Here is a 1,787-nt window from a genome sequence, read left to right as displayed (position 1 = left end):
CCGTACGAACAGCACCCCGAGCCCCGCCGCCGCACCGAAGCCGAGCACCGTCGGCGCGCCCGCCCACCCGTGTTCCGGTACGCCGGACAGCGCGTACACGCCGGCCGCGAGGGCCGCGGCGAGCAGCGCGGGCCCGGCCATTCCGAGCCGCCCGGGGCCGGTCCGCGCGGGCGCGGGGACCCGTAGGGCCGAGGCGAGCACGGCGATGACCAGGGCGACGGGCACGTTCAGCACGAACACCGCCCGCCAGTCCAGCCGCGCCACCAGCACCCCGCCGATCAGCGGCCCCGCCGCCGCGGCCACCGCGATGGCCGCCGTCCGTACCGCGACCGCCGACCCCAGCCGCTCCCGCGGATACGCCAGCCGCAGCAGGGCCAGCGTCGCGGGCTGCAACAGCGCCCCGAACAGCCCCTGGAGGGCGCGCAGCGCGATCACCCAGCCGATCCCGGGGGCCAGCGCGATCCCCGCCGAGGCGGCGGCGAAGCCGAGCGACCCCACGAGCAGCAGCCGCGGATGCCCGTACCGGTCGCCGAGCCGCCCGGCGATGACCAGGAACGCGGCGACGGCGAGCAGGTAGGCGGTGCTCGTCCACTGCACCCCGGCCGCGCCCGCCCCGAGATCGCGGCGCAGGGCGGGCTGCACGACGATCAGTACGGTGCCGTCGAGGGCCACGAGCGCGGCCCCGGCGACGCTGGCCAGCAGCGCGATCCGCGGCCTCATGCCGGCCCCGCCGGGAGGTGCGCGTCGAGCGCGGCGCCGACGAGCCGGTCGACGTACGCGGCGGCGTCCGTGCCCTCGCCGAGGACCAGCGGCAGGCTGCCCGAGCCCCACAGCTGGGCCACCCCGTGCAGATTCGCCCACAGCGCGGCGGCCGTGACCTCGGGATCGGCCGCCCCGCAGCGGGACACGAGCCCGGCGAGCAGCGCGAACAGCGGCAGGGTCGTCTCCCGCAGCCGGGGCCCGTCCGCGCCCTCCTGGCCCGTGCTGTCGAGGAGGTCGTGGCGGAACATCAGCTCGAACATCCCGCGCTGGTCCAGGGCGTAGCCCACGTACGCCGTCCCCAGCGCCCGGATCCGCTCCCGGGGGGTCGCCTCCCCGCCGCCCGCCGCCGCCGCGAAGCGGGCGCCGAGATCGGCGAACCCGCGCCGGGCGATGGCCGACAACAGGGCCTGGTGCGTGGGGAAGTACCGCCGGGGCGCCCCGTGCGACACCCCGGCCCGCCGGGCGATCTCGCGCAGCCCGAGGGCGCCGGTCCCCTCCGCCGTGACCATCTCCACGCCGACGTCGATCAGCCGCTCGCGCAGCGGGCTCTCATTCATAGACACTGTCTACCATGCTGCGTAGACAGTGTCTACCGGGGTGGCGGGGTGGGCTACTTCGGGACCACCTCGAACCCGATGGTCTTGCTCGCCGTCTGGCCCCAGTCGGTGGTGACGTCGGCCGTCAGGGTGTACGAACCGACCTCCTGGAGGCTGCCGCTGTCGAAGTTGAAGAGCGTGATGCTCGGCGGCCTGCACCGTTCGCTGCGCTCCTGCTGCACCACGTCACCGCCGCGTTTGAGCGTCCACTGGACGTAGCAGCCCCGGTCCAGTCGGCCCCCCGCGTCCTGGACGTAGGTGTCCGCGCCGGGTGTCGCCCTCGCCCGATAGGTGTTCGGCCCCACCTTGCCGGTCGACCCCATGTCGATGCGCACGTTCAAGGGGCCCGTGTGGCCGGTGGGCTGGGGCTTGGCGCTGGGGGCCACCGGAGCCTCGGGCTCCGGCAGGGGCCCCTCGGGTTCGGTGGTC

The 1,787-nt window shown here is 75.9% G+C and carries 3 protein-coding genes; all 3 read right to left on the bottom strand.

Annotation, left to right across the window (positions count from 1 at the left end; translation table 11 throughout):
• The coding region (locus ACFV0Q_RS41310; protein ID WP_385013227.1) for an MFS transporter at positions 1-720 on the bottom strand (720 nt) is incomplete at its 3' end.
• Positions 717-1,319 carry a TetR/AcrR family transcriptional regulator gene (locus tag ACFV0Q_RS41305; protein WP_385013225.1) on the bottom strand — a complete coding sequence of 201 codons (603 nt, stop codon included), beginning with the start codon at positions 1,317-1,319 and terminating at the stop codon, positions 717-719. The genes ACFV0Q_RS41310 and ACFV0Q_RS41305, both read right to left, overlap by 4 nt.
• Positions 1,320-1,372: 53 nt before the next feature.
• On the bottom strand, positions 1,373-1,787 hold a 415-nt coding region (locus ACFV0Q_RS41300; RefSeq protein WP_385013223.1), incomplete at its 5' end, for a hypothetical protein.

Origin of the sequence: Streptomyces sp. NPDC059564, assembly GCF_042735575.1 — a bacterium.
Lineage (GTDB): Bacteria > Actinomycetota > Actinomycetes > Streptomycetales > Streptomycetaceae > Streptomyces.
Note: the sequence above shows the minus strand (reverse complement) of the source record. Positions and strands in the feature narration are given on the sequence as shown.